This window comes from Pseudoalteromonas sp. S3260 (assembly GCF_005886925.1).
GTDB classification, from domain to species: domain Bacteria; phylum Pseudomonadota; class Gammaproteobacteria; order Enterobacterales; family Alteromonadaceae; genus Pseudoalteromonas; species Pseudoalteromonas tetraodonis.
On sequence record NZ_PNCV01000298.1, the window covers coordinates 1 to 472 of the forward strand.

General features: G+C 48.7%; 1 protein-coding gene. It reads right to left on the reverse strand.

All coding sequences use genetic code 11. The annotated features are described in order from the left end of the window. Positions 1-222 precede the first annotated feature (222 nt). On the reverse strand, positions 223-472 hold a 250-nt coding region (locus CWC14_RS18550), incomplete at its 5' end, for an EF-Tu C-terminal domain-related protein (RefSeq protein WP_502705433.1).

The window sequence follows — 472 nt, forward strand, 5'->3', positions numbered from 1 at the left end:
CGCCCCCTGTGGGTTGGGCTTCAGCCTAACCATTTTGGGGAGTTATTGATTGTGTACAAGGCCCCGAACTCTGGAATGAGACCATCTTCGGCGATCGCAAGGCTAAAGCCTTGCCTACAACATCTGTTTCTGTGGGTTGGGCTTTAGCCTAACCTACAACCACACCCGAATTTCAGGCATAAAAAAAGGCCGCCTAAGCGACCTTTTTCTCGAGAGTAGCTATTACTCTACGATAGTTGCTACAACACCAGCACCTACAGTACGGCCACCTTCACGGATAGCGAAACGAAGACCTTCGTCCATCGCGATTGGCGCGATTAGCGTTACTGTCATCTTAACGTTATCACCAGGCATTACCATTTCTACGCCTTCTGGTAACTGTACGTCACCTGTTACGTCAGTTGTACGGAAGTAGAACTGTGGACGGTAACCTTTGAAGAATGGAGTATGACGACCACCTTCATCTTTAGAC